At 71.6% G+C, this 25,930-nt stretch carries 28 protein-coding genes and 1 pseudogene; 8 read left to right on the top strand and 21 right to left on the bottom strand.

Translation table 11 applies throughout. The features are described from left to right. The first annotated feature begins 145 nt into the window (after positions 1-145). Both AVL59_RS10560 and AVL59_RS10555 read left to right on the top strand, forming a co-directional pair. Complete coding sequence (locus tag AVL59_RS10560) at positions 146-817, top strand: potassium channel family protein (protein ID WP_067317120.1); 672 nt, start codon at positions 146-148, stop codon at positions 815-817. Next, entirely contained in the window at positions 817-1,485 is a 669-nt protein-coding gene (locus AVL59_RS10555) for a potassium channel family protein (RefSeq protein WP_067301977.1), read from the top strand. Before AVL59_RS10560 ends, AVL59_RS10555 begins: the two co-directional genes overlap by 1 nt. A 58-nt stretch (positions 1,486-1,543) precedes the next feature. On the opposite strand, the gene AVL59_RS10550 is transcribed toward AVL59_RS10555, so the two are convergent. From AVL59_RS10550 to AVL59_RS10515, 9 genes and pseudogenes are all read right to left on the bottom strand, one after another. Next, on the bottom strand, positions 1,544-2,320 hold the full coding sequence (locus AVL59_RS10550; RefSeq protein WP_067301974.1) for a DUF3159 domain-containing protein: 777 nt from the start codon (positions 2,318-2,320) through the stop codon (positions 1,544-1,546). Positions 2,321-2,323: 3 nt separating this feature from the next. Then, positions 2,324-2,722: an OB-fold nucleic acid binding domain-containing protein gene (locus AVL59_RS10545; protein WP_079146626.1), complete on the bottom strand. Its 399-nt coding sequence runs from the start codon at positions 2,720-2,722 to the stop codon at positions 2,324-2,326. Between the two features lie 164 nt (positions 2,723-2,886). Continuing rightward, entirely contained in the window at positions 2,887-3,573 is a 687-nt protein-coding gene (locus AVL59_RS10540; protein ID WP_067301968.1) for a response regulator, read from the bottom strand. Continuing rightward, a complete protein-coding gene (locus tag AVL59_RS10535; protein WP_067301966.1) occupies positions 3,570-6,125 on the bottom strand; it encodes a sensor histidine kinase in 2,556 nt (851 codons plus the stop codon). Before AVL59_RS10535 ends, AVL59_RS10540 begins: the two co-directional genes overlap by 4 nt. Positions 6,126-6,286: 161 nt before the next feature. Next, a complete protein-coding gene (locus tag AVL59_RS10530; RefSeq protein WP_067301963.1) occupies positions 6,287-6,979 on the bottom strand; it encodes an ABC transporter ATP-binding protein in 693 nt (230 codons plus the stop codon). A gap of 79 nt (positions 6,980-7,058) precedes the next feature. Beyond that, positions 7,059-7,193 (bottom strand): annotated as a pseudogene (locus AVL59_RS52045) (alginate lyase family protein); the annotation flags it as partial. 115 nt (positions 7,194-7,308) lie between these two features. Next, positions 7,309-8,076: a DUF3710 domain-containing protein gene (locus AVL59_RS10525; protein ID WP_067301960.1), complete on the bottom strand. Its 768-nt coding sequence runs from the start codon at positions 8,074-8,076 to the stop codon at positions 7,309-7,311. 1 nt (position 8,077) lies between these two features. Next, positions 8,078-8,683, bottom strand: coding sequence for a dUTP diphosphatase (gene dut, locus AVL59_RS10520; protein ID WP_067317118.1), 606 nt, complete (start codon positions 8,681-8,683; stop codon positions 8,078-8,080). A 35-nt stretch (positions 8,684-8,718) separates the two neighbouring features. Continuing rightward, positions 8,719-9,303, bottom strand: coding sequence for a PaaI family thioesterase (locus AVL59_RS10515; protein ID WP_067301957.1), 585 nt, complete (start codon positions 9,301-9,303; stop codon positions 8,719-8,721). A 112-nt stretch (positions 9,304-9,415) separates the two neighbouring features. Between AVL59_RS10515 and AVL59_RS10510 the strand changes: the two genes are divergently transcribed. Then, positions 9,416-9,871, top strand: coding sequence for a DUF3093 domain-containing protein (locus AVL59_RS10510; protein ID WP_067301954.1), 456 nt, complete (start codon positions 9,416-9,418; stop codon positions 9,869-9,871). Positions 9,872-9,947: 76 nt separating this feature from the next. Here the strand turns inward: AVL59_RS10510 and AVL59_RS10505 are convergent, their stop codons facing one another. The 4 genes from AVL59_RS10505 to AVL59_RS10490 form a co-directional block, all read right to left on the bottom strand. Then, positions 9,948-10,862 (bottom strand): hypothetical protein, encoded by a 915-nt coding sequence (locus AVL59_RS10505; protein ID WP_079146625.1) that lies wholly within the window; start codon positions 10,860-10,862, stop codon positions 9,948-9,950. A 13-nt stretch (positions 10,863-10,875) separates the two neighbouring features. Further along, positions 10,876-11,172 carry a DUF4193 domain-containing protein gene (locus tag AVL59_RS10500; protein ID WP_005481602.1) on the bottom strand — a complete coding sequence of 99 codons (297 nt, stop codon included), beginning with the start codon at positions 11,170-11,172 and terminating at the stop codon, positions 10,876-10,878. A 393-nt stretch (positions 11,173-11,565) separates the two neighbouring features. Continuing rightward, entirely contained in the window at positions 11,566-12,810 is a 1,245-nt protein-coding gene (locus AVL59_RS10495) for a sensor histidine kinase (RefSeq protein ID WP_067301951.1), read from the bottom strand. Positions 12,811-12,815: 5 nt separating this feature from the next. Continuing rightward, positions 12,816-13,469, bottom strand: coding sequence for a response regulator transcription factor (locus AVL59_RS10490; protein WP_003993508.1), 654 nt, complete (start codon positions 13,467-13,469; stop codon positions 12,816-12,818). A gap of 415 nt (positions 13,470-13,884) precedes the next feature. Here AVL59_RS10490 and AVL59_RS53190 point away from each other — a divergent pair, with 415 nt between their 5' ends. After that, the gene (locus tag AVL59_RS53190) at positions 13,885-14,058 is read left to right on the top strand and encodes a hypothetical protein (RefSeq protein ID WP_023546087.1); all 174 of its coding nucleotides are present in this window, start codon (positions 13,885-13,887) and stop codon (positions 14,056-14,058) included. Positions 14,059-14,156: 98 nt separating this feature from the next. Here the strand turns inward: AVL59_RS53190 and AVL59_RS10485 are convergent, their stop codons facing one another. Beyond that, positions 14,157-14,972 (bottom strand): inositol monophosphatase family protein, encoded by an 816-nt coding sequence (locus tag AVL59_RS10485; protein ID WP_067301950.1) that lies wholly within the window; start codon positions 14,970-14,972, stop codon positions 14,157-14,159. 8 nt (positions 14,973-14,980) lie between these two features. After that, entirely contained in the window at positions 14,981-16,108 is a 1,128-nt protein-coding gene (locus tag AVL59_RS10480) for a ferrochelatase (RefSeq protein ID WP_067301946.1), read from the bottom strand. A 171-nt stretch (positions 16,109-16,279) separates the two neighbouring features. Between AVL59_RS10480 and AVL59_RS10475 the strand changes: the two genes are divergently transcribed. Both AVL59_RS10475 and AVL59_RS10470 read left to right on the top strand, forming a co-directional pair. Further along, complete coding sequence (locus AVL59_RS10475) at positions 16,280-17,518, top strand: MFS transporter (RefSeq protein ID WP_067301941.1); 1,239 nt, start codon at positions 16,280-16,282, stop codon at positions 17,516-17,518. After that, positions 17,478-18,797 (top strand): D-arabinono-1,4-lactone oxidase, encoded by a 1,320-nt coding sequence (locus AVL59_RS10470; protein WP_067301940.1) that lies wholly within the window; start codon positions 17,478-17,480, stop codon positions 18,795-18,797. The genes AVL59_RS10475 and AVL59_RS10470 overlap by 41 nt, the downstream gene beginning before the upstream one ends. On the opposite strand, the gene AVL59_RS47815 is transcribed toward AVL59_RS10470, so the two are convergent. After that, entirely contained in the window at positions 18,721-19,452 is a 732-nt protein-coding gene (locus AVL59_RS47815) for a hypothetical protein (RefSeq protein WP_079146624.1), read from the bottom strand. The two genes, AVL59_RS10470 and AVL59_RS47815, sit on opposite strands and share 77 nt — an antisense overlap. A 479-nt stretch (positions 19,453-19,931) precedes the next feature. On the opposite strand from AVL59_RS47815, the gene sepH reads away from it, so the two are divergent. Next, the gene (sepH, locus tag AVL59_RS10455; RefSeq protein ID WP_067301932.1) at positions 19,932-20,972 is read left to right on the top strand and encodes a septation protein SepH; all 1,041 of its coding nucleotides are present in this window, start codon (positions 19,932-19,934) and stop codon (positions 20,970-20,972) included. 58 nt (positions 20,973-21,030) lie between these two features. Here sepH and AVL59_RS10450 read toward each other — a convergent pair whose 3' ends face one another. After that, a complete protein-coding gene (locus tag AVL59_RS10450; protein WP_067301930.1) occupies positions 21,031-21,882 on the bottom strand; it encodes a sulfurtransferase in 852 nt (283 codons plus the stop codon). A gap of 321 nt (positions 21,883-22,203) precedes the next feature. Between AVL59_RS10450 and AVL59_RS10445 the strand changes: the two genes are divergently transcribed. Next, positions 22,204-22,995: a VOC family protein gene (locus AVL59_RS10445; protein ID WP_067301927.1), complete on the top strand. Its 792-nt coding sequence runs from the start codon at positions 22,204-22,206 to the stop codon at positions 22,993-22,995. A gap of 17 nt (positions 22,996-23,012) precedes the next feature. On the opposite strand, the gene AVL59_RS10440 is transcribed toward AVL59_RS10445, so the two are convergent. The 4 genes from AVL59_RS10440 to AVL59_RS10425 are packed head-to-tail and all read right to left on the bottom strand — an operon-like array spanning position 23,013 to position 25,916. Then, a complete protein-coding gene (locus tag AVL59_RS10440) occupies positions 23,013-23,663 on the bottom strand; it encodes a thymidine kinase (RefSeq protein WP_067301925.1) in 651 nt (216 codons plus the stop codon). A gap of 45 nt (positions 23,664-23,708) precedes the next feature. Further along, positions 23,709-24,905 (bottom strand): alkaline phosphatase family protein, encoded by a 1,197-nt coding sequence (locus AVL59_RS10435; protein ID WP_067301922.1) that lies wholly within the window; start codon positions 24,903-24,905, stop codon positions 23,709-23,711. Next, the gene (locus tag AVL59_RS10430) at positions 24,905-25,501 is read right to left on the bottom strand and encodes a DUF5998 family protein (RefSeq protein WP_067301919.1); all 597 of its coding nucleotides are present in this window, start codon (positions 25,499-25,501) and stop codon (positions 24,905-24,907) included. Before AVL59_RS10430 ends, AVL59_RS10435 begins: the two co-directional genes overlap by 1 nt. A gap of 1 nt (position 25,502) precedes the next feature. After that, positions 25,503-25,916 (bottom strand): hypothetical protein, encoded by a 414-nt coding sequence (locus tag AVL59_RS10425; RefSeq protein WP_067301917.1) that lies wholly within the window; start codon positions 25,914-25,916, stop codon positions 25,503-25,505. Positions 25,917-25,930 lie beyond the last annotated feature (14 nt).

Raw genomic sequence — 25,930 nt, 5'->3', positions numbered from 1 at the left:
ATCACGCGCCGACGGCCACCGGCCGCGATGATCCAGGAAACCCCCGCACAGGGGTGCCCCGCCCGAAGCGCACGTGTGTAGCTTTGTGCGTCGGTCTGAGACCCTGATGCTCAGCAGCAACTTTTCGGACACCGGAAGGACGGTCGTGCACATCGTCATCATGGGCTGCGGAAGAGTGGGTTCCGCTCTGGCCCAGACCCTGGAGCAACAGGGGCACACGGTCGCCGTGATCGACCAGGATCCCACCGCCTTCCGCCGGTTGGGCCCGGGATTCGGGGGCCGCCGGGTCACCGGTGTCGGCTTCGACCAGGACACCCTGCGCGAGGCGGGCATCGAGGAGGCGGGCGCCTTCGCCGCCGTCTCCAGCGGTGACAACTCGAACATCATCTCCGCACGCGTGGCCCGCGAGATGTTCGGCGTGGAGAACGTGGCCGCCCGTATCTACGACCCTCGCCGCGCCGAGGTCTACCAGCGCCTGGGCATCCCCACCGTGGCCACCGTGCGCTGGACCGCCGACCAGATGCTGCGCCGTCTGCTGCCCTCGGGCGCCGAGCCGCTGTGGCGCGACCCCACCGGCGGTGTCCAACTCGCCGAGGTGCACGCCTCCACGAAGTGGGTCGGCCACAAGATCAGCAGGCTGCAGGACGAGACGGGCGTCCGCGTGGCGTTCCTGACCCGCCTGGGCGAGGCGATCCTGCCCACCTCGCAGACGGTGCTGCAGGAGGGCGACCTCGTGCACGTGATGATGCGCGCGAGCGACGTCGACAAGGTCGAGGCGGCGTTCGCCTCCGGCCCGGAAGAGGAGGGCGGTCACTGATGAGGGTCGCCATTGCCGGGGCCGGCGCCGTCGGCCGCTCGATCGCGGGCGAGCTGCTGGAGAACGGCCACGAGGTCCTGCTCATCGACAAGGCCCCGACCGCCATCTCGGTGGAGCGGGTGCCGCAGGCGGAGTGGCTGCTGGCCGACGCCTGTGAGATCACGTCCCTGGACGAGGCGGCGCTCCAGCGCTGCAACGTCGCGATCGCCGCGACCGGCGACGACAAGGTCAACCTGGTCGTCTCGCTGCTGGCGAAGACGGAGTACGGCGTTCCGCGCGTCGTCGCCCGCGTGAACAACCCCAAGAACGAGTGGCTGTTCAACGAGTCCTGGGGCGTCGACGTGGCCGTGTCCACCCCGCGCCTGATGTCCGCGCTGGTCGAGGAGGCGGTGAGCGTCGGCGACCTGGTCCGTCTGCTCCGCTTCAGCCACGGGGACGCCAACCTGGTCGAGCTGACCCTGCCCGAGGAGTCGGCCCTGGCCGGCACCCAGGTCGGCGACGTGGAGTGGCCCCAGGACACCTCCCTGGTCACGATCATCCGCGGCACCCGGGTGCTGACCCCCTCCAAGGAGGACTCCCTGGAGGCGGGCGACGAACTCCTCTTCGTGGCGGCGCAGGCCCGGGAGGAGCAGCTGGAGGAGCTGCTGTCGGTGCGGAAGGAAAGCTGAACCCACGCGAAAGGGGCGCCCTGGTCACAGGGCGCCCCTTTCGTCGTGCGACGACTGTCTATGCCTGCCTGCGGTGCCGTCCGCCCGTGGCGTCGCCGCTCTCGGCGGCCAGCGCGGCCTTGCGCTCCTCCTCGGCCTTCTCCTCCGCCTCCATCTCGGCGAAGACGTCGATCGGCGCGGGCGCCTTCGCCAGGAAGACCCAGGTGAGCCAGACCGCCAGCAGGAACGGCGGGATCTTCAGGGCCACGAGGACCCAGCCGAGCTTGGTGGTGTCGGACCACCAGTAGAGCGGGAAGAGGATCGCGCACTTGGCGAGCAGGATCAGGCCCCAGGCCCAGCTGGCCTTCGCATAGGCCTTCTTCCGGCCCGGGTTGCGGGTGCGCCAGGAGAGGTTCTCCTTGAAGACCGGGCCGAGGATCAGGCCGATCAGGGGCACGCCCGCGAGCGTCGTGATGATGTAGGCCAGCGCCAGGCCCAGCGTGTAGAGCATGCCGGGGAGGTAGAAGTCCTTGGCGTTGCCCGTGAACATCGCGAACACGACGCCGAAGGCCACGCCGAAGACACCGCTGAAGGCGTGCTTGACGGTGTCCTTGCGCACCAGCCGGACGACGACCAGGACCAGGGACACGGCCAGTGCGGCGATCGCCGAGATGTGCAGGTCCTTGTTGACCGTGAAGATCGCGACGAAGAGGAGACCGGGCAGGACCGTCTCGACCATGCCGCGGACACCGCCGAACGCCTCGAACAGCGCGGCCTCGGTGACCGCGCGGGCGTCGCGGGTCTCGTCGGGCCGGGTCTGTTCGGTGTCTTGGGTCGGCTTGTCGAGGGACGTCACCGGCTACTCCCGTCCGAGGGGTCGCAGTTCGTATTTCGGGTTGAAGAGCACCCGGCGGCCCCGGCTCATCGAGATCCGGCCCGATGCGATCAGCTTGCGCCCCGGTTCTATGCCCACGATGGAACGCCTGCCGAGCCACACCACGTCCAGCGCGGCGGAGCCGTCGAACAGCTCCGCCTCCAGGGCCGGAACTCCGGCACGCGGACGCAGGGTGACCGTGCGCAAGGTACCAGTTACGGTGACGATCTGCCGGTCCAGACAGTCACCGATCCGGGTACAGCCCGCCGTCTCGGCGTCCTCCCGCAGCTCCTCGGACTCCAGGTCCTCCTGCGAGGAGGAGAGCCGGCCCAGCATGCGCCGGAACCGGCCGGCCGGCTTTTCGGAGCGAGGAACAGCAGTCATACGTGAAGCGTACCGGGGCACACCCACAGCGCCGTAGCGCAGCTCACTTCCCGCGTCCCGGGCCGCCCCGCCGCTGACCGCCGACCGCTCGAACCGCCCGTCCCCGGCTCCGTGATGCCGCGTCCCCCGGGGGACAACCCCCGGCCCCCCGGCCACTCTGCCCCTCACCTCTCGAACCGATACCCCATCCCCGGCTCCGTGATGAAGTGCTTCGGGTGTGACGGATCCGCCTCCAGCTTCCTTCGCAGCTGGGCCATGTAGACGCGCAGATAGTTGGTCTCCGTGCCGTACGACGGCCCCCACACCTCCTGCAGCAGCTGCTTCTGGCTGACCAGGCGGCCGGTGTTGCGGACCAGCACCTCCAGCAGATGCCACTCGGTCGGGGTGAGGCGGACGTCCTTGCCCGAACGGTTGACCTTCTTCGCGGCCAGGTCGACGGTGAAGCCCTCGGTCTCGACGGTCGTCACATCGTCCTCGCCGGGCCCGACCGGCTCGGCCCGGCGCACGGAGGCCCGCAGCCGGGCCAGCAGCTCGTCCATGCCGAAGGGCTTGGTGACGTAGTCGTCGGCGCCCGCGTCGAGCGCCTCGACCTTCTCGTCGGAGGAGTGGCGGGCGGACAGCACCAGGATCGGCACCCTGGTCCAGCCGCGCAGCCCCTTGATCACCTCGACGCCGTCCATGTCCGGCAGGCCCAGGTCCAGGACGACCACGTCGGGGTGACGGGAGGCGGCGAGTTCGAGGGCGGTCCTGCCGTCGGGTGCCGCGTCCACTTCGTACTTGCGCGCCTTGAGGTTGATCACGAGGGCGCGCACGATCTGCGGCTCGTCGTCGACCACGAGCACCCGGGTCATAGGGCCTGCCTTTCTGGTTCTGTGCTGAACTCCCCGAGGGGGAGGGGCTCGGGAGGTGATCCTGCCGCGCGGAGGCTGAGCACCATGGTGAGTCCGCCACCCGGCGTGTCCTCGGCGTTCAGGGTGCCTCCCATCGCCTCGGCGAAGCCGCGGGCCACCGCGAGGCCGAGGCCCACACCGGCGCCGCGAGGGGCGTCACCGTAGCGCTGGAAGGGCTCGAAGATGCGGTCCTTGGCGTCGTCCGGCACTCCGGGGCCGCGGTCCATGATGCGTACCTCGACCCGGTCGACCAGGGAGCTGGCGGACACCAGGACGTGCTGTCCGGGCGGGCTGTACTTGACGGCGTTCTCGACCAGGTTGGCCACGGACCGCTCCAGCAGTCCGGGGTCGACCGCGACCATGGGCAGCGTCTCGGGCACGTCCAGCTCGACGCTGTCCTCGGGCACGCCGACCAGGGCCATCGGGACCACCTCGTCCACGTCGATCTCGCGGACGATCGGCGTGACCGTGCCGGTCTGCAGACGGGACATGTCGAGCAGGTTGCCCACGAGGTGGTCGAGCCGGTCGGCGCCCTCCTCGATGCCCTCCAGCAGCTCCGCCTGGTCCTCCTCGGACCAGGACACGTCGTCGGAGCGCAGGGAGCTGACCGCGGCCTTGATGGCGGCCAGCGGGGTGCGCAGGTCGTGGCTGACGGCGGCGAGCAGGGCGGTGCGGATGCGGTTGCCCTCGGCGAGCGCACGGGCCTGGTCGGCCTCCTCCTGGAGGCGGCGGCGGTCCAGGACGACGGCGGCCTGGGCGGCGAAGGCGGCGAGCACCCGGCGGTCCTCGGCGGGCAGCACCCGGCCGGTGAGCGCGAGCGCCATGTGGTCGCCGACCGGCACGTCGACGTCGGCGTCCTCGGGCCGCTCCAGGGACGGCCCGAATCCGGCGCGGCCCGCACAGGTCCAGGGCGACACGTCGCCGGCGCGCTCCAGCAGGGCCGCCGACTCCATGCCGAAGGTCTCCCGGACCCGCTCCAGCAGCTCCTCCAGGCCGGTCTCGCCGCGCAGCACGTTCCCGGCGAGGAAGGAGAGGATCTCGGACTCGGCGCGCAGCCGGGCCGCCTGGTGGGTGCGGCGGGCGGCCAGGTCCACCACCGACGCGACGGACACGGCGACCCCGACGAAGATCGCGATGGCGACGATGTTCCTCGGGTCGGCGATCGTCAGCCGGTGCAGGGGCGGGGTGTAGTAGTAGTTCAGCAGGAGGGAGCCGAAGGCCGCCGAGGCCAGGGCGGGCAGCAGGCCGCCGAGCAGGGCCGCCGCGACCGTGACCGACAGGAACAGCAGCATGTCGTTGGCGAGGCCGAGGTCGACGGTGTTCAGGAGCACCGCGAGGATCACCGGGCCGGCCAGTCCCACCAGCCAGCCCCAGATGATCCGCGCCCTGCCGAGGCGCGCGCCCCGGGCGACGGGCAGCCCGCGGCCCTTGGCGACCTCGCCGTGGGTGACGATGTGGACGTCGAGGTCGGGTCCGGACTCCCGGGCGACCGTGGCGCCGACGCCGGGTCCGAAGACGTACTGCCAGGCCTTGCGGCGCGAGGAGCCGAGCACGATCTGGGTGGCGTTGACGCCGCGCGCGAAGTCGAGCAGCGCGGCCGGTATGTCGTCCCCGACGACGTGGTGGAAGGTGCCGCCGAGGTCCTCCACGAGGGTGCGCTGGACGGCCAGCTCCTTCGGGGAGGCCGAGGTCAGCCCGTCGCTGCGGGCGATGTAGACGGCCATGACCTCGCCGCCGGCGCCCTTCTCGGCCAGCCGGGCGGCACGTCGTATCAGGGTGCGGCCCTCGGGGCCGCCGGTCAGGCCGACGACGATCCGCTCGCGCGAGCCCCAGATCTTCGAGACCCGGTGTTCGCTGCGGTACTCGGTCAGGTACTCGTCGACCCGGTCGGCCACCCACAGCAGCGCCAGCTCGCGCAGCGCGGTCAGATTGCCGGGCCGGAAGTAGTTGGACAAGGCCGCGTCGACCTTGTCCGGCTTGTAGATGTTGCCGTGCGCCATCCGGCGGCGCAGCGCCTGTGGCGACATGTCGACCAGCTCGATCTGGTCGGCCCGCCGCACGACCTCGTCGGGCACCGTCTCCCGCTGCCGCACCCCGGTGATCGACTCCACCACGTCGCCGAGGGACTCCAGATGCTGGATGTTGACGGTGGAGACGACGTCGATGCCGGCCGCGAGCAGCTCTTCCACGTCCTGCCAGCGCTTGGCGTTGCGGGAGCCGGGGATGTTGGTGTGGGCGAGTTCGTCCACGAGGGCGACGGCGGGGGCGCGGCGCACCACCGCGTCGACGTCCATCTCGCCGAAGGTGCTGCCCCGGTACTCCAGCCGCCGGCGCGGCACCTGCTCCAGGCCGTGCAGCATGACCTCGGTGCGCGGGCGGTCGTAGTGCTCGACGAAGGCCACGACGCAATCAGTGCCCCGCTCCATACGGCGGTGCGCCTCGGACAGCATGGCGTAGGTCTTGCCCACGCCGGGTGCCGCGCCGAGGTATATCCGAAGCTTGCCGCGTGCCATGGCCCCATTGTCTTCCCGTAACTGCTGCGTACGCAGCGTCGACCTTACGGCCAGCGATGCGGACAATCGGGACGAGGGCCCGGTCAACAGGGCTCTTTGACACAACTCTGACGGCGCCGGACGGCCTCGGCGAGAGCCCGGCGGCCCCGTGCCGCGCGGTCTCAGTGGTGCACGATCTCGCCGTCGCGCAGCTCCAGCACCCGGTCGGCCAGATCGAGCAGAGCGGCGTCGTGCGTGGCGACCAGGGCGGTGGCTCGCTCGCCGCGGACGACGTCCCGCAGCAGCTCCATGACGGCGTGGCCGGTCTCGGCGTCGAGCTGCCCGGTCGGCTCGTCGGCGATGAGCAGGGCGGGGCGATTGGCGAGGGCGCGGGCGATGGCGACCCGCTGCTGCTGGCCGCCGGACAGCTCGCCCGGCCGCTGGGCCGCGTGATCGGCGAGCCCGACCAGGGACAGCAGCAGCTCGACGCGCTCCTCGCGCTCGCGCGGCTCGGCCCGGCGCAGCCTGAGGGGTACGCCGACGTTCTCGGCGGCGCTGAGGATCGGGATGAGCCCGAAGGACTGGAAGACGAATCCGATCCGGTCCCGGCGCAGCTCGAGCAGCCCGCTCTCGCCGAGCCCGGCCAGGTCCCGCCCGTCGACCTCGACCCGTCCCCGGTCGGGGGTGTCGAGCCCGCCGACGATGTTCAGCAGGGTGGTCTTGCCGGAGCCGGAGCGTCCCTTGAGGGCGACGAGTTCGCCGCGCGGGACCTCGAAGGAGACTCCGCGCAGGGCATGGACTGCGGCCGGGCCGCGCCCGTAGGACCTGTGGACGTCCTCGACGCGCACCATGGCCTCGGTGAGCACCTGACTCATTGCGCCTCCCCCGTGTCCCACCGCGTCCCCCGTGGACCGGGCGCCAGTATCGCCGCGGGGCGCCCGGCCGTTCAACGGTTCAGTCCGGGTTGTCGCCGTGGGTGAGCGTCTCCCAGGCGACGAAGAGGTTGTTGCTGCCCGCCGGGCGGTTGTGCAGGGCGTTGTAGCCGACCTCGGTGACCGGTCCGAGCCCGAGCTCGAGGGACCCGCCGCACCGTTGGCCGGAGAACATAGGTACAGACTAATCACCCGTCAAGGGGTCGCGCACGCGAAAGGGCCGCACCCCGGGAAGGGGTGCGGCCCTTGAATCGCTCTGCCGAGCGGCGTACTCAGCGGACCTCGGTGATCTCCGGTCCGCGCTGCAGCTGGCCCATGCCGCCGGAGAAGCGCGAGCCCTCCTCCTGCTGGACGCCCTCGGGAACCATCTGCGCGTCGTTCGGCAGCTTCAGGACGACCGGGTCACGGGGCGCCATCGGGCCCTCGCCGCGGACCACGACCGTGTCCCGGAAGATCTGCTCCAGCAGACCTGCCGCCTGCGGCTGCACCGCGCCCTGGCCGGAGATCACACCGCGCAGGAACCAGCGCGGGCCGTCCACACCGACGAACCGGACGACCTGGAAGCCGCCGGTGCCGTCCGGCAGCTGCACCGGTACCTGGGCGCGCAGCTCCCAGCCCAGCGGGCCCTCGACCTCGTCGACGATGCCACCCTGCTGGGTGATGCCGCCCGCGATCTCCTCGCGGACCTCGCCCCAGATGCCCTCACGCTTGGGTGCGGCGAAGGCCTGGAGCTGAATGGCGCTGTCGCGCAGTACGACGGTCGCCGCGACGATCGCGTCACCGGCGACCTCGACCCTGAGTTCCATGCCGTCGACGCCCGGCACGAAAAGACCGCCGAGGTCGACACGCCCCTCACCCGGGTCGCGCACCTCGTCGCTGTCCCACGGTCCGTCGGGCCGGGGCCCCGGCTCCAGCCGGACGCGATCGCGCTCGGCCTCGCCCTCTTCCTCGTCCGCCTCGGTGTCGACGCTGTCGACGACCTGCTCGGCCTCGCCGGCCGCGTCCTCGGCGGCACCCTTCTTCTTGCGACGTCCGAACACGTCACTGTCCTTCCCGGTCGGATACGACCGAAGCGTATCGATTCCCACCCGTCCTGCCGCCCACGGCGGCAGGACCGCTTGAGCCGTTTTCACCGCCCACCGCGGCATGGCCTCCGGTGGACCCGAAGCCCCCTTCGGCCCGCGCCGAGCCGGGAAGCTCCGCCACCTCCCGGAAGCGGACCCTCTCGACCTGCTGGACGACCAGTTGGGCAATCCGGTCGAAGCGCTCGAACCGCACGGCCTCGCGCGGGTCGAGATTCACCACGATCACCTTGATCTCCCCACGGTACCCGGCATCCACCGTCCCCGGGGCATTCACGAGCGCGACACCGCAGCGGGCGGCGAGGCCGGAACGCGGGTGCACGAAGGCCGCGTACCCCTCCGGGAGGGCGATCGACACTCCCGTGGGCAGCACCGCCCGCTCACCGGGTTTCAGCCCGCGGGCCTCGGTGGTGCGCAGATCGGCCCCGGCGTCCCCCGGGTGCTCGTACGCCGGAAGCGGTACGTCCGGGTCGACACGGCGGATCAGGACGTTCAGGGGATCGCGGCGGCCAGGGCTCAGCGGGTGCGCGAGGTCTTCGGGGTTCACGGGGTTGTCGGCGCTCATGTCGTCGTGGTCGGGGCTCGCGGGATGCTCGGGGGTCACGGGTTCACCTCGAAGGCGCGGGCGCGCCGGATCTGGTCCGGGTCGCTCATGGCCGCCTGGATCTCCTCCGTGCGGCCGTGGTCGATGAAGTGATCGACCTTCACCTCGATGAAGAGGGCGTCCGCACGGACGGCGACGGGCCCGTCGGGGCCGCCGAGGCGTCCGGTGGCGGTGGAGTAGATCTTCCGCCCCGCGACGGCCGTCACCTCGGCCTCCAGGTACAGCGTGGTGCCCACCGGGACCGGCCGCACGAAGTCGGTCTCCAGCCGCCCGGTGACGGCGATGGTCCGCAGCAGCCAGTTCAGCGAGCCGAGCGTCTCGTCGAGGGCGGTGGCCAGCACTCCGCCGTGCGCGAGGCCCGGGGCGCCCTGGTGGGCGGGCTGGACGGTGAACTCGGCGGTCAGCGAGACACCCTCACCGGCGCGGGCCTCCAGGAGCAGCCCGTGCGGCTGCTCGGGACCACAACCGAAACAGTGTTCGTAGTGGGCACCGAGAAGCTCGCCGGGCGCGGGAGCGTCGGGGTGCCGCACCGGTGTCACGGCGTCGGCGGGAGGCTGAAGAGCTGCGGAACTACCACTCACAGCCGCAGACCTTACCCGCCCGCCCTTCACCCACCACCGCCCTCCCCGACAGCGCTTCGCGCTGACTGCCCCGACTCCGGCCGTACACGGATACCGTGCCAAGCTTGGCCCCATGCAGCTCTCCGCCACCCCCTACGAAGAACGCCTCACCGCCCCCCGCTCGTGGTGGCTGATCAGCTTCCTGGTGGGCGTCTCGTTCGCCCTGATCCTGCTCCCCTTCGGCACCCTGCCGCTGCTCGGCGGCCTGGTGGGCGGCACGGCCGCGGCCGCGGTGGTCGCCAGCGCCTACGGCTCCCCGCGCATCCGCGTCGTGGGCGACTCCCTGATCGCCGGCGAGGCGAAGATCCCGGTGTCGGCGCTCGGTGCGTCGGAGGTCCTGGACCCGGAGGAGGCCCGGGCCTGGCGCACCTACAAGGCCGACACCCGCGCCTTCCTGCTGCTGCGGTCCTACATCCCCACGGCCCTGCGCGTCGAGGTCACGGACCCGGAGGACCCGACGCCGTACCTGTACCTGTCGACCCGCGAGCCGGAGCAGCTGGCTGCGGCGATCGAGGCGGCTCGGAAGTAGGTCGCTTCTCCGCCGGACCGGCGTCCGACCACGACGGCGCGATCCGGCGGTGCCCAACCCGCCCGCGCGGGAGGCGTCAGTCCCACTGCTCCTCGGCGATCTCGCCCATCCGGAGCGCGTCCGCGGGCTTCTCCAGAGGCGGCAGCTCCGTCAACCGGTCCCACGGCACCTGCATCTTGCGCAGGTCCGCCCGGATCCGCGAGGCGAGCTTCTTCGTGTCGCGGCGGTTCATGACCGCCCCCACCGCGGCACCCACCATGAACGGCATCAGGCTGGGCAGGTCCCGGACCATCCGCTTCATGATCTGCTGACGCAGTTCGCGCTTCATCTGGCCCCCGAGGGCCGTGTTGATCGTCGACGGCTTCATCACGTCGACCCCGCGCTCCCCCGACCAGGAGGACAGATACGCGGTACTGCGGGCCATCAGATTCCCCGGCGGCCGCAAGCCGTACACCTCGTGCAGTTCGGCGACGAGCTTCAGCTCGATCGCGGCGACCCCGGTGATCTCCGCGGCCAGCTCCGCCGGCATGGCCGGCGGCACCGGCAGCATCGCCGCCGCCCCGACCCCGGCCCCGACCGCGGAGGTCGCGCCGGCCGCGCCCGCCACCAGCTTGTCGGCGAGCTGCTCGGGCCCGAGGCCCGGGAACTGCCTGCGCAGCGTCGCGAGGTCGCGTACGGGGACACGCGGGGCGATCTCGATGATCCGGTCCGTGAGATACGCCAGGCCCGCCCGGGCGCCGCTGCCGCCCATACGGGCGCCTTCCCGGGCCAGCTGCCAGGTCTTGTCCCGGATCACCGCGGCCCGTCGCCGTGCGACGGGCGCGGTCCGCTGCGCCGACGGGCCGCCCGGGCCCGACGCCGGTTCGAGCGAGGCTCCCGCACCGGATGAGCCCCGCTCGTCGTCACGCGTGCCGCGAGGGCCGCCGGACGGCCCTTGGTCCGCTCCCGGCAGAGAGAAGCGGCGCTTCCGAGGAGGGGTCGAGCCAGTCACGGCCGACCCGTCCTCAGTCGCAGTCGCGGCAGATCGGCTGACCGTTCTTCTCCCGGGCCAGCTGGCTGCGGTGATGCACCAGGAAGCAGCTCATGCAGGTGAACTCGTCCTGCTGCTTGGGCAGCACACGGACGGCCAGCTCCTCGTTCGAGAGGTCGGCGCCCGGCAGTTCGAGGCCCTCGGCGGCCTCGAACTCGTCGACGTCCACCGCGGAGGTGGACTTGTCGTTCCGGCGGGCCTTCAGCTCTTCAAGGCTGTCCGAGTCGACGTCGTCGTCGGTCTTGCGTGGAGTGTCGTAATCGGTTGCCATGTCGCTCTCCCCCTCTGGGTGTCTGCGGTGTCTCCAGCGCACGTAACGCGTGAGAGGCCGGACTTGTGCCCGACCTGAGGCGGAGATTTTGCCTCACATCAAGGTCTGTTACTCAATCGACACCCAATCCGATCTCTCAAGAGTGATCGACTTGGATGGCGGTGAGGACCGTACACGGTTCGAATGCCGCACCTCAAAGGCGCCTCACCGTGTACTTCCCGTGATCAAGAGCCCCGAAAACCAGGATTTTCCCGGCTTTGCGACCCCTGTCATGATCACGGAGAGTGCATGTCTGGAAATCCGTCCATGTGATCGATCACACAACAACAACCGAACTGGGCGCCCGGAAAATTCCGCGCAAAGCGAACTTCCTCCGGGTGTGTCGGATCCTGATCACAGCGGCAGGGTGACGCGCATCACCAGACCACCGCCCTCGCGGGGCCGCGCGGCGATGTGACCGCCGTGCGCGCGGGCCACGGACCGGACGATGGACAGGCCCAGTCCCACGCCCTTGTCGCTGCCCGTGCGCTCCGTACGCAGCCGCCTGAAGGGCTCGAAGAGGTTGTCGATCTCGTACGCCGGCACGACCGGCCCGGTGTTCGTGACGGTCAGCACCGCCTGCTGGTGCTCGACCTCCGTGCCGACCTCGACCCAGCCGTCCTCGGGCACGTTGTAGCGCACCGCGTTCTGGACGAGGTTCAGCGCGATCCGCTCCAGCAGCACGCCGTTGCCCTGCACCACGGCGGGCTTGCGCTCACCGCGGATCTTGACGCCCTTCGCCTCGGCCTCGCCGTGCACCTGGTCGATGGCCTGGGTGGCCACCTCGGCCAGGTCGACCGGTTTGCGCTCGACGATCTGGTTGTCGCTGCGGGCGAGCAGCAGCAGGCCCTCCACCAGCTGCTCGCTGCGCTCGTTGGTGGCCAGCAGCGTCTTGCCGAGCTGCTGCAGCTCCACCGGCGCGTTCGGGTCGGACAGGTGCACTTCCAGGAGCGTGCGGTTGATCGCGAGCGGTGTGCGCAGCTCGTGGGAGGCGTTGCCGACGAAGCGCTGCTGCGCGGTGAAGGCCCGCTCCAGCCGCTCCAGCATGTCGTCGAAGGTGTCCGCCAGCTCCTTCAGCTCGTCGTCCGGTCCGTCCAGCTCGATCCGGCGGGACAGGTCGGAACCGGCCACCTGGCGGGCGGTGCGGGTGATCCGGCCGAGCGGGGACAGCACCCGGCCCGCCATCGCGTAGCCGAACGCGAAGGCGATCACGGCGAGGCCCAGCAGGGCCAGCAGCGAGCGGCTGAGCAGGTTGTCCAGGGCCGTCTGACGCTGCTGGTCGGCGCACCGGCTGATCGCTTCGTTGAAGTCCGCGAGCGGCAGGTGGTTGGTGATCGCGGGGCAGTTGTCGCTGGCGACCTGCAGGTTCTGGAAGCTGACGATCTTGAAAAGCGTCGCGTTTCCGGTGGTGATCGCCTGTGCCGCCAGCAGATAGATGATCGACAGCAGCAGGATGCCGGCGATCAGGAACATGCCGCCGTACAGCAGCGTGAGGCGTATCCGGATGGTCGGGCGCAGCCACGGGAAAGGGGGCTGCGGCCTGCGGGGGTCCCAGGTGGGCTTCGGGGGCGCCTGCGGCGGCGCGGGTGTCGCGGCCATCGGGATCAGATCCGGTAGCCGGAGCCGGGCACGGTGACGATGACGGGCGGCTCGCCGAGCTTGCGGCGCAGCGTCATCACCGTCACGCGCACCACGTTGGTGAACGGGTCGGTGTTCTCGTCCCAGGCCTTCTCCAGCAGCTGCTCGGCCGAGACGACCGCGCCCTCGCTGCGCATCAGCACTTCAAGGACCGCGAACTCCTTCGGGGCCAGCTGGACCTCCTTGCCGTCGCGGAAGACCTCGCGGCGGTTCGGGTCGAGCTTGATGCCGGCGCGCTCCAGCACCGGCGGCAGGGGCACGCTCGTACGGCGTCCGAGCGCACGAACACGCGCGATCAGCTCACTGAACGCGAACGGCTTGGGCAGATAGTCGTCGGCGCCGATCTCCAGGCCCTCGACGCGGTCGCTGACGTCACCGGACGCGGTGAGCATGAGCACGCGCGTGGGCATGCCCAGCTCCACGATCTTGCGGCAGACGTCGTCGCCGTGCACGAGCGGGAGGTCGCGGTCGAGGACGACCACGTCATAGTCGTTGACGCCGATGCGCTCCAGGGCGGCCGCACCGTCGTACACGACGTCGACGGCCATGGCCTCCCGGCGCAGTCCGGTGGCCACCGCATCGGCGAGCAGTTGCTCGTCCTCGACGACGAGTACGCGCACGTCGCATGTCCTTCCTGTGTCCACCCGCGTAGCGCACAGTGAGTGCGCGCGGGCAGGGATGTCCGTGGGATGGTGGGCTCCATCCTGCCCTTTTCGGCCATAAGTCGGCTGTAAGGCGGGTGCCCGGCCGCAGGGATCGGGGCGCCGGGAGGGGAATACGAGATTTTCTCCTCCGGTTAGGTTTCCGTGGAAGGGAGCGGGGGGAGGACGGCTTTACACCCCGCGATCACGCTCTGCATGTGCCGCAACACCATGCGGTACTTCGCCTTCCGCTTCCGCGGAGCGGGCGTGGGAGTCCGGCACCGTGGCCGCCCGGCAGGGCAGGGCCGGGCACCCGCGAGAGACGTGATCGCCCCTCCCAGAATGGGCACACCCCCGTGCCACCGACCCACGACCCAGGACGAGGGGGCGCAGCATGGACGCATTCACCGCAGGACTTCTGCAGCGCATAAGGGCGACCGAGTCCGACCTGTCGCGGGCTCGTGACGAGGGCGACGACTTCCTCGTCGAGGTGGAGCAGGCCGAGCTCGATGACCTGCGCCGCCTCGCCGCCGAACACGGTGTGGAGGTCGGCGCGTCACGCGTCTGATCTGATCGGCCCGAAGCGCACTCGGCAGGACCCCCGGCGAATCCAGCGCCGGGGGTCCTGTCGTGCCTCGGGGCCCGCGCCCTCCGGCGCGGCCCCGGTCAGTCGTGCCAGGCCCCGAAGTCCTCCAGCAGCCGCTGAAGGGGCTCGAAGACGCCGGGGGTACCGGCGACCGTCAGATCGCGTGACGGGCGCTCTCCGGGCCGTCCACCGGTCAGCGCACCGGCCTCCCGCGCGATCAGGTCCCCGGCGGCGAAGTCCCAGGCGTTGAGTCCCCGCTCGTAGTAGCCGTCCAGGCGGCCCGAGGCCACGTCGCACAGGTCGATCGCCGCCGAGCCGCTGCGCCGGATGTCGCGCAGCAGCGGGATGATCCGCCCGGCCAGCTCGGCCTGGTGGGCGCGGACCTCGGCCACGTAGTTGAAGCCGGTGGAGACCAGCGCCTGGTCCAGCGGGGGCGCGGGGCGGCAGGACAGCGCGCGTTCGCCCTCCCCCGCACCGGTGGCCCAGGCGCCGCCTCCGCGCACCGCGTGGTACGTCTCGCCGCGCATCGGGGCCGCGACGACCCCGACGACGCTCTCGCCGTCCTGCTCGGCCGCGATGGACACGGCCCAGGTGGGCAGTCCGTACAGATAGTTGACGGTGCCGTCGAGCGGGTCGATCACCCAGCGGATGCCGCTGGTGCCCTCGGTGTCGGCGCCCTCCTCGCCGAGGAAGCCGTCGCCCGGACGGCGGCCGGAGATCAGATCGGTGATCAGCTTCTCCGCCGCGATGTCCATCTCGGTGACGACGTCGATCGGGCTGGACTTGGTCCTGGCCACCGCCAGGTCGGCCGGACGGCCGTCGCGCAGCAGCTCGCCTGCGCGGCGGGCGGCTTCCCGGGCCAGGTCGAGCAGTTCCCTGTGCAGGGCGTCGGTCACGGGTCTCCTCACGCGTAGGGGCTGTCGGCGCCCGCGGCGGCCGGGCGGGGGGCACGGGCCGGGCAGCAGCCGACCGGGCAGAGGTCGTGGCTCGGGCCGAGCGCGCCCAGGGCGCAGGGCGTGACCTCCTGGCCGCGCTCCACGGCGGCCCGCTCCAGGATCAGCTCGCGGATCGCCGCGGCGAACCGCGGGTCGGCGCCGACGGTCGCCGAGCGGCGCACCGGCAGACCGAGCTCCTCGGCCTTGGCCGTGGCCTCCGTGTCGAGGTCGTAGAGGACCTCCATGTGGTCGGAGACGAAGCCGATGGGCGCCATCACGACGGCGGGGGCGCCGGCCGCCTGCCGCTCCTCCAGGTGGTCGCAGATGTCGGGCTCCAGCCAGGGGATGTGCGGGGCGCCGGAACGCGACTGGTAGACGAGCTGCCAGGGGTGGTCGATGCCGGTCCGCTCGCGCACGGCGCCGGCGATCAGCTCGGCCACGTCCAGATGCTGCTCGACGTACGCGCCGCCCTCTCCGTGGGCCTCGACCGGGCCGGAGGTGTCGGCGGCGGCGGTCGGGACGGAGTGGGTGGAGAAGGCGATGTGGGCACCGTCGCGGACGTCCTCGGGCAGGTCGGCGAGGGAGCGCAGCACCCCGTCGACCATGGGCTCGACGAAGCCGGGGTGGTTGAAGTAGTGCCGCAGCTTGTCGACCTTGGGCAGCTCCAGGCCCTCGGCCTCGAGGGCGGCCAGCGCGTCGGCGAGGTTCTCGCGGTACTGGCGGCAGCCCGAGTAGGAGGCGTAGGCACTGGTGGCGAGCACCAGGATGCGGCGGCGGCCGTCGGCGGCCATCTCGCGCAGGGTGTCCGTCAGATACGGCGCCCAGTTGCGGTTGCCCCAGTAGACCGGCAGGTCCAGGCCATGGTCGGCGAAATCCTTGCGCAGGGCGTCCAGCAGGGCGCGGTTCTGGTCGTTGATGGGGCTGACCCCGCCGAACAGGAAGTAGTGCTGCCCGACTTCCTTGAGGCGTTCCTTGGGGATGCCGCGCCCGCGCGTGACGTTCTCCAGGAACGGGACCACGTCGTCCGGGCCCTCGGGGCCGCCGAAGGAGAGCAGGAGCAGGGCGTCGTACGGGGTGGCATCGAGCGCGTCTGGCATGACTCGATCCTGCCACCCGGTGCTGACAGCCGGGCAACAGCGGGGTGAAGAGTCGAGTTCCAGGCGGTTTAGTCCGGTATTTCCAGCCGTCCGGCCGGGTGCAATTAGGGTCACCTAACTCGTAAGCTGTATCGGCCGCATTCGCGCCTTACGACCGCTCCCGGAGACCACGTGCCCAGCCCCTACCGCGCCCTGTTCGCCGAGCCCGGCACCAAGGGCTTCTCCGCCGCGGGATTCCTCGGCCGGATGCCGCTGTCCATGATGGGCATCGGCGTGGTCACGATGGTCTCGCAGCTCACCGGGCGCTACGGTCTCGCGGGCGCGCTGTCGGCCACCATCGCCCTGTCCGCCGCCGCGATCGGGCCCCGGATATCCCGCCTGGTGGACCGGCACGGCCAGCGCCGGGTGCTGCGCCCCGCGACCCTTGTGGCACTTCTGGCCGCCGCCGGGCTGCTGCTCGCGGCGCACGTGGGAGGGCCGGACTGGGTGCTGTTCGTCTGCGCGGCCGGCATCGGCTCGGTGCCGAGCCTCGGCGCGATGATCCGGGCCCGCTGGGCCGCCCTGTACCGGGGCACGCCCAAGCTCCACACCGCCTACTCGTTCGAGTCGGTCGTCGACGAGGTCTGCTTCATCTTCGGGCCGATCATCTCCATCGGCCTGTCCACGGCCTGGTTCCCGGAGGCGGGACCCCTGCTGGCCGGCTGTTTCCTGGCCGCCGGCGTCTTCTGGCTGACCGCACAGCGCGCCACCGAGCCCGAACCGCACCCGCGCGAGCGGCACGACGACGGCAGCGCACTGCGCTCGGCCGGGCTCCAGGTGCTGGTGGCGACCTTCGTGGCCACGGGAGCGATCTTCGGTTCCGTCGACGTGGTCACCGTCGCCTTCGCCGACGAGCGCGGCCACAAGGGCGCCGCGAGCGTGGTGCTGGCGCTGTACGCGGCGGGATCCTGTGTCGCGGGCGTGGTCTTCGGGCTGCTGCGCTTCGCGGGAGCACCGGAACGTCGCTGGTTGCTGGGCGTGGGGGCGATGGCCGTGAGTATGATCCCCCTCCTACTGGTCGGAAACTTGCCGCTTCTGGCCGTGGCGCTGTTCGTTGCGGGGCTGTCCATCGCGCCGACGATGATCACGACGATGTCCCTCATCGAAGAGCACGTACCTCGCGCGAAGCTCACCGAAGGCATGACCTGGGTGAGCACCGGCCTCGCGGTCGGGGTCGCGCTCGGCTCCTCCGTGGCCGGCTGGGTGATCGACGCAGCCGGTGCGCGCGCCGGGTACGGGGTTCCGGCCGTGTCCGGGGCCGTCGCGGTCGCGGTCGGTTTCCTCGGGTACCGCCGGCTCCGCAGGCCGGCCGCGGGTCGGGGAGGCACCGTTGAGCACCACAGCGAGCGCGAAGAACGGCACCTGGCGTAACTGGGGCGGCAATGTCTCCGCCCGCCCGGCCCGGCAGGTCACGCCTGCCTCGGTGGAGGAGCTGGCCGCGGCGGTATGCCGGGCCGCCGAGGACGGCCTGAAGGTGAAGGCCGTCGGGACCGGGCACTCCTTCACGTCGATCGCCGCCACCGACGGTGTCTTGATCCGCCCTCAACTGTTGACCGGGATCCGCAACATTGACCGGAACGCCATGACCGTCACGGTCGAGGCAGGAACCCCGCTCAAGAGACTCAATACGGCGCTGGCGCGCGAGGGACTGTCGCTCACCAACATGGGCGACATCATGGAGCAGACCGTCTCCGGGGCCACGAGCACCGGCACGCACGGCACCGGCCGGGAATCCGCCTCCATCGCCGCCCAGATCAGGGCACTCGAACTCGTGACGGCGGACGGTTCGGTCCTTTCCTGCTCCGAGAAGGAGAACGCCGACGTCTTCGCGGCCGCCCGGACAGGCCTCGGCGCGCTCGGCGTGGTCACCGCGATCACCTTCGCCGTGGAGCCGCTCTTCCTGCTCACCGCGCGCGAGGAGCCGATGCCCTTCGAGCGGGTGCTGGCCGAGTTCGATGAGCTGTGGGCCGAGAACGAGCACTTCGAGTTCTACTGGTTCCCGCACACCGGCAACACCAACACCAAACGCAACAACCGCAGCACGGGCCCCGAACAGCCGGTGGGGCAGCTGGCGGGCTGGTTCGAGGACGAGTTCCTCTCCAACGGCGTCTTCCAGGTGGCCCAGTGGGTCGGCCGCGCCGCGCCCGCGGCCGTTCCGGCGATCGCCCGGATCTCCAGCAAGGCGCTGTCCGCGCGCACCTACACGGACATCCCTTACAAGGTCTTCACTTCGCCGCGCCGGGTGCGCTTCGTGGAGATGGAGTACGCCGTCCCGCGCGCGGCCCTGGCCGAGACGCTGCGTGAGCTGAAGGCCATGGTCGAGCGCTCCGGGATGCGCGTCAGCTTCCCGGTCGAGGTGCGCACCGCCCCGGCCGACGACATCACCCTGTCCACCGCCTCCGGCCGGGACAGCGCGTACGTCGCCGTCCACATGTTCCGCGGCACGCCCTACCAGGCCTACTTCACCGCCGCCGAGCGCATCTTCACGGCGCACGAGGGACGGCCGCACTGGGGCAAGGTGCACACGCGGGACGCCGAGTACTTCGCCGAGGTGTACCCGCGCTTCGGCGAGTTCACCGCTCTGCGGGACCGCCTTGACCCGGAACGGCTGTTCCAGAACGACTACTTGCGGAGGGTTCTGGGGGCGTAGGCGTCGCGGAGGACTCACCCGGCGTGGGCGTGGGTGTGGGGGGCGGCGTCGGGGTGGCCGCGTCGCCGCCCGGCTCCCTGCCGGGGGAGTCGCTGGGTGTGGGCGTCGCCGAGTGCGTCGTAGCGCTGTCGCCGGACGGCGTGGCGCCGCTCGCGGGCAGGTCCGAGGGGGACCAGGAGGGCGTGGTGTCACCGGGCTTCGACGGGGACGGGCCCCGGCCGGTGACCGCGTCCCCGACCGTCGTCCCCCCGCCGCCACTGAAACTGCCTCCGGACACCAGTTCGTACGCAGTGATGCCGGCCATGGTGACGCCGAAGACGAGGGAGGCGGCGAGGACCGGGCGCTTCCAGCTCTTCACCCGCGCGCGGTAGACGGTGCCCTCGGTGAACCCGTCCGGCGCCGACGGCGCCCGCTCCGCGGGCCGGGCGGTGACCGTGGCCTCCCGGATCTGCTCCCCCGTCCGCCGGAAGAAGTGCTGGAAGAGACTGCCGCCGCAGGTGGCGACGATGCTGACGATTCCGGCGCCGAGGATCGTGCCGTACACCCCGAAGTACGAGGCCAGCTTGGCCGCCACCACCGCCGCCAGGGCACTGCCCGCGACCTGAGGGACGCTCAGATCGATCCGCCTGCGACCCGCATCGGGCGTTTCACGCATACCCGGAACTTGCCTCCCTTTCCCGAACCTGAACGACATGATCGAACGACTGCACGAGAAAGGGACGTACGGACGAAACCATTAGTTCCGTTTCTGGGGATTGCGTGAAGTTCACCACGTTCATGATCCTCGAAATGCGGCTACGGGCGCCAAGTCGCGCCCCTTGCCAGAAGTTGGGCGGCGCGCCGATCCACGTACGTGGTCCAAATGGAGTACTGTGGCGAGCCCTGGGTCCGGTCTCCCACCAGGGTGTCCGCGGCCTTCAAGGACCGCCGGGAGGGGGCTAGTTGCACAGGGTGACAGCTTTGGTCACTTAGCGTTGCGAATAGGTCACCGTGCCATAACGGCGACCCAGGGCCCGCGCCCGACACGCCGGGCAACTCGGCAAGGTTGTGGCAGGCTGCACCCGGGCAGGCCACACTCGACTAGCGGAAGCAGCGACGCACGTGACGTCGGCAGGCACCACCCGGGAGGTCCCCATGCCCGAACTGCGTGTCGTGGCCGTCTCGAATGACGGCACACGACTGGTGCTGAAGGCTGCCGACGCAACGGAGTACACGCTTCCGATCGACGAACGGCTGCGTGCCGCCGTGCGCGGCGACCGGCCACGCCTCGGCCAGATCGAGATCGAGGTGGAGAGCCATCTCCGCCCCCGTGACATCCAGGCCCGTATACGCGCTGGCGCCACCGCGGAAGAGGTCGCCCAGCTCGCCGGCATCCCCGTCGACCGGGTACGGCGCTTCGAGGGTCCCGTGCTGGCCGAACGCGCCTTCATGGCCGAGCGCGCCCGCAAGACCCCGGTCCGCAGGCCCGGCGAGAACTCCGGCCCGCTGCTCGGCGAGGCCGTCCAGGAGCGGCTGCTGCTGCGCGGCGCCGAGAAGGATTCCGTGCAGTGGGACTCCTGGCGCCGCGACGACGGCACGTGGGAGGTCCTCCTCGTCTACCGGGTCGCGGGCGAGCCGCACTCGGCGAGCTGGACGTACGACCCGCCGCGGCGGCTCGTCCAGGCCGTCGACGACGAGGCGCGCTCGCTGATCGGCGAGTCCGACGACCTCGCCGTGCCGGAGCCGAGCTTCCCGTTCGTCCCGCGCATCGCCCGGCTGCCGCGCGACCGTCCACTGGACCGCGGCCTCGACCGGAGCGACCGGGAGCGGCCGAGCCTGCCGGCTCCGCCGTCCGAGGCCGCCGAGGAGAGCACCGGCGAACGCGACTCGCTCACCAGCCTCCTGGAGGCGGTGCCGAGCTTCCGGGGCGACCTGGTGGTCCCGGAACGGCCGGCGGAGACCCCGGAGGAGCCCGTCGAAGAACCCGAGGCGGAGGAGCCCCCGGCACCCGCCGCCTCGGCCGGCTCCGCCTACGCGGACGTGCTCATGCCCCGCTCGGTGGGCAGCCACCGCGACCGGCTCATCGGCGCGACCGACCGTCAGGCCGAGGCCGACGGCGTCCGCCCCGGCCGCCGGGCCGCCGTGCCGAGCTGGGACGAGATCGTGTTCGGCACACGGCGCAAGAAGCAGGAGTAAACCGGCCGTACGGCCGTATGAAGTGGGGGCACGCGCGCGTGCCCCCACTTACTGCTGCCTACTGCGGGTCCGCGCCCACCGCGACCGGGCGGGTCGGGTCCGAGGACCATTCCGACCAGGAACCGACGTACAGGGCCGCGGGGATGCCCGCGACCGCCAGCGCCAGCACCTCGTGGGCGCCCGAGACGCCCGAGCCGCAGTACACGCCCACCTCCGCGTCGCCGGAAACACCCAGGGCCTTGAAGCGGTCCCGCAGTTCCACCGCGGGCAGGAAACGGCCGTCCGGCCCCACGTTCTCGTTCGTCGGCGCCGACACCGCGCCCGGGATGTGCCCGCCTACCCGGTCGATCGGCTCCACCTCACCGCGGTACCGCTGCCCCGCGCGCGCGTCCAGCAGCACGCCCGCGCGGGCCAGGGCGGCGGCGCCGTCCGCGTCGAGCCGCCCGGCCGCGGCCGGCGCCGGTTCGAAGTCTCCCTCGGCCGTGACCGGTACGTCCGCCGACAGCGGGCCCTGCCAGGCGGGCAATCCGCCGTCGAGGACCCGCACGTCCGGGTGACCCGTCCAGCGCAGCAGCCACCAGGCGCGCGCGGCCGCCCAGCCTTGCCCGCCGTCGTAGACGACGACCGGCCGGGCGGCGGACACGCCCGCGCGGCGCATGGCCGCACCGAACTCCGCGAGGTCCGGAAGCGGATGGCGGCCGCGTTCCCCAGGGGCGGAAGCCAGCTCCCGGTCCAGGTCGACGAAGACCGCGCCGGGGATGTGCCCGGCCGTGTACTCGGCTCGGCCGTCGAAGGCGGGGGCGCCCGCCGCCTTCGCCACACTCAGCTGCCAGCGGACGTCGAGCAGAACGGGCGGGGCCTCGGCGGCGAGGTCATGGGCCAGTTCGGTTGCGGTGATGATGGCTGTCATGACGTCCATCCTTACGCCAGGGGTGGCCGCGGCGTCCAGGTCCGGCTACTCTGCTCCGCCGTACAGGGTCGATCACCCGGCGTACGGGATCGGGCACACGCTGTACAGCTGGCGGACACCAGTCGTCCATCGTCAGGAAGCCGCGTAAGGCGGCAGACCGGACATCCTCCCTGGGGGTACCGCCCGGGCCAACGGCGCGGCACGGCATGCGGCGCACGGGAGGATCCGGGGAGCGGCACGGGCGTGCCCGCACCAGCGGCACAGCCCTGCGGGGAGCGGAAGCGACACGGCCACCGTGAGGGGCCGGGGAGAGAGTGATCGATGACCGAGGCACGGGAGTCGGCCGGCCCGCACGCACGGCGCGCGCCCGGCACGCCCTGCTGGGTGAGCCTGATGGCGCACGGGCTGGCCGCGACCGAGGAGTTCTACGAGGCGCTGTTCGGCTGGGAGTTCCGGCCGGGCCCGCATCAGTTCGGCCCCTATGTGCGGGCGCTGCTGGACGGGCACGAGGTGGCGGGCATCGGCCAGCTGCCGCCGGACCGTCGGCTGCCGGTCGCCTGGACGCCCTACCTCGCCTCGGACGACGTGGACCATACGGCCGACACGGTACGGCTGTGCGGCGGCACGGTGGCCGTCGGTCCGCTGGACGCGGCCGAGGCCGGGCGGATGGCCATCGCCTCCGACCCCTCCGGAGCGGTGTTCGGGATCTGTCAGGGCACGGCGCACCTCGGCACGGCGATCAGCGGCGTCCCCGGCACACCGGCCTGGAACGAACTGCTCACCTTCGAGACCGAGAGCGTCGTCAAGTTCTACGAGACCGTGTTCGGGTACGAGGAGGAGCCGCTGCTGTCCGCCGGCTTCGACTATGTGACCCTGCGCGTAGCCGGCCATCCGGTGGCCGGTGTCCATGGGGTCGGCCATGGGCTGCCCCGGGACCGCGGATCGCACTGGCTGACGTACTTCGAGGTCGCGGACGCCGACCGGACCCTGCGGCAGGCCGCCGAGCTGGGTGGCCGGGTGCTCAGGGCGGCCCACGACAGCGAGCACGGCCGGGTCGGCACGGTGACGGATCCGGAGGGAGCGGTCTTCTCGGTGATCCAGAACCCGGCCTGAGCCGCTCTCGGGCGGCCTCAGGCCGTGGACACCGGCAGCACGTCCGGGGACAGGACCGCCGCGCGGGCCGAGGCGGCGGTCATCCGGCGCCGGTGGTGGCGGCGGCACAGCACCTCGTAGCCGACCTCGCCCGCGGCGTGGTTGACGTCGCCGACGACCACCTGGGCGCCCTCCACCACCATCGCGCCGCCTATCGTGCGGGCGTTGTGCGTGGCGCGGGCGCCGCACCAGCACAGCGCCTCGACCTGGAGCACCTCGATGCGGTCGGCCAGCTCCACCAGCCGCTGGGAGCCCGGGAAGAGCTTGGAACGGAAGTCGGTGGTGATCCCGAAGGCGTAGACGTCCATGCCGAGGTCGTCCACCACGCGCGCGAGCTGGTCTATCTGCTCGGGCGCGAGGAACTGTGCCTCGTCCGCGATCACATAGTCCGCGCGCCCGCCCTGGGAGAGGTGCTCGACCAGGTACACGTACAGATCCTGGCCCTCCTCGACCTCCACCGCATCGGTGACCAGGCCCAGCCGGGAGGACAGCTTTCCCTCGCCGGCCCGGTCGTTCCGGGTGAAGATCACGCCGACCAGGCCGCGCGCGGAGCGGTTGTGCTCGATCTGCAGAGCCAGCGTGGACTTCCCGCAGTCCATCGTTCCGGAGAAGAACACCAGCTCGGACATGAGGGGTTGAGCACCTTTCGGCGAGGGGGCGGAGGGCAGGCGGTGTCAGGAGCGTACTTCGAGCAGCGGTACCAGCTGCTCGGCAGGGGTCATCGAGCCGTGGTTGCCGACCAGCGACGACTCCTTGGGCTCCCGCTCGGAGGCGATGATCAGGACGTCGTCGTGCGCGGCCGCGACCACGTCCCCGATGCGCGCGTACACGCGCTCGTCGCACTCACCGGGCCGTCCGAACCAGCCCGCCGCGATCGCCTCGTCCCGCGAGGCCACCCAGAACTGCTCGCCGAGCACCTCGCGCCAGACGGTCAGTACGTCGTACTCGGCGCCCGGCACGGCGTACACATGCCGCGCCCGCCCCTCCCCGCCGAGCAGGGCGACGCCGGCACGCAGCTCCCAGTCCTCGTCGAAGTCGATGCGGTGCTGCTCGTCGAACGGGATGTCGACCATGCCGTGGTCGGCGGTGACGTACAGCGCGCTGCGCGGCGGCAGCTGCTCGGCGAGGCGCTGGGCGAGCCGGTCGACGTACATGAGCTGGCCGCGCCAGGTGTCGGAGGCGACGCCGTAGCGGTGCCCGGCGCCGTCCAGTTCGGCGTAGTACGTGTAGACGAGGGAGCGGTCACCGGCGGCCAGTTGCTCGGCCGCGAGGTCCATGCGCTCCTCGCCGGTCAGCCGGCCGTGGAAGGTGCCGCCGCTGAGCGCGATCTTGGTCAGCGGGGTGTGCTCGAAGGCGGGCGAGGACACCTGGGCGGCGTGCACGCCGGCCTCGTGGGCCAGCTGGAAGACCGTGGGGTACGGCTGCCAGGGGCGCGGGTCCGTGTACGGCTGCCAGCGGAGCTGGTTCATCAGCTCGCCGGTGGCCGGGTTGCGCGCCGTGTAGCCCGGCAGGCCGTGGGCGCCCGGCGGCAGGCCGGTGCCGACCGAGGCGAGGGAGGTCGCGGTGGTCGCCGGGTAGCCGGCGGTGAGCGGGCGTCCGGTGCCGCCGCGCGATCCGGGCAGCAGCGAGGTCAGGAAGGGCGCCTCGTCGGGGTGCGCCCTGAGCTGCTCCCAGCCGAGCCCGTCGACCAGGAAGACACAGACCCGGTCGGCCGGGGTCAGTTCCGTGATCGTTGCGGTCGTACCGGGGACGCCGAGGCCGGCGGCCAGCGTGGGCAGCAGGTCGGCGAGCGAACCGGTGCCGTACTCGGGCAGCGGCGCGGTGTCGAGCGAGAGCGGTTCCGGGTGGTCCCAGGAGGCGAGCTGGGACATCAGCGCGTGACGTCCGCGGTCGCCTCGGAGACGGCCTGCGCGAAGGCGAGCGCCTGGCGCACCGTCTCCGGGCCGTCCCCGGCCTCGCTGACGCGCAGGCTGAGGTCGTCCGCCGTGGAGCTGCCCGTGTAGCCGTGGTCCGCCTCGCAGTTGGGGTCACCGCAGGCGGCGGGCTCCAGGTCGAGCCTGCTGACCGCGCCCCAGCCGATCGTCAGGACGACCTCGCGGGGCAGCGTGCCCGGCTTGTACTGCTCAGGGTTCGCGACCACCCTGCTGACCACGACCGACGAGATCCTGCCGAGCTTCACGGACTCCGTGGACGTCGTGGCGTAGGGCGTCGGGGAGGTGCTGTCGGCGGCCTGCTCGTCGGTGTGGCTGACGATGAAGCGGTTGCCGGTGAGGACCAGGACGGTCACGTGCCGGCGCACCTCGTTCTGGTCGAAGGTGGTCTCCTGGTGGACCAGGTACGACCGGATGGGCTCGCCGCCCACGGCGGCCTCCACCGCCTCGGCCACGAGGGCCGGGTAGTAGCCGCTGCGCTCGATCGCTGCGCGCAGCCCCTGGGTCGTCGTACTGGTCTTGGCCATGGCGTCCATCTTAATCCGTGGGCAAGGGGGGTCCGGGCCAGTCGCGGGCACCCGGGGCGGCTTCGGCACCGGCGGGCGGCTGCCGCGGGACGAGCCCCGGCAGGATGTCCAGCCGTTCGGCGGCGACCAGACAGGAGACGGGATCGCGGCCGCCGGCGTCCGTCTCGAACGCGACGACGAGGGGCGGCCGTTCGCCCAGCATCCGCACCAGGCGCGCCGTCTCCTCGGCCGTGGGCTCCCGGAACACGGGGTCCTGGAAGCCGGTCGGGCAGGAGACGAAGTACGGGGCGACGAAGACCAGCTCCAGGCCGTGGTGATACGTGAGGTCGTATCCGGCGGCCAGCCGCAGCTGCCCGCCGTCCTGGACGATCACCTCCCAGTCCCACCAGCTGCCCTCGGGCAGTTCCCGTCCGGCGATCTCCATGTGCCCCCCTTGCC

This window comes from Streptomyces griseochromogenes (assembly GCF_001542625.1).
In the GTDB taxonomy this organism is placed as follows: domain Bacteria; phylum Actinomycetota; class Actinomycetes; order Streptomycetales; family Streptomycetaceae; genus Streptomyces; species Streptomyces griseochromogenes.
The sequence above is the reverse complement of the archived record's forward strand: the minus strand, read 5'-3'. Positions and strand labels throughout refer to the sequence as shown.